Annotated in this window: 1 protein-coding gene; it reads left to right on the forward strand. The window is 72.8% G+C overall.

Going from position 1 to position 228, the window contains the following annotated elements:
* The coding region (locus KVT14_RS22090; protein ID WP_217617457.1) for an MnhB domain-containing protein at positions 1-228 on the forward strand (228 nt) is incomplete at both ends.

A 228-nucleotide genomic window follows, 5' to 3' on the forward strand; every position in this document is an offset into this window, starting at 1 on the left:
GCTACCTCGCGGGCGGCCGGTACCAGCTCGGGGAGGCGGCCCGGGTCCAGCCCGGTCTGCTGCTGGGCAGCGGCCTGTTCCTGTCGGCCGGCGTGGGCCTGGGCGCGCTGATCTTCGGCGGCACCGTGCTGCAGTCCTGGATCATCGACGTCTCGCCGCCGCTGACCGGCGACATCCACCTGGTGACGTCGCTGTCCTTCGACGTCGGCGTCTACCTCGTCGTCGGCG

Origin of the sequence: Cellulomonas sp. GbtcB1, assembly GCF_019091725.1 — a bacterium.
In the GTDB taxonomy this organism is placed as follows: domain Bacteria; phylum Actinomycetota; class Actinomycetes; order Actinomycetales; family Cellulomonadaceae; genus Cellulomonas.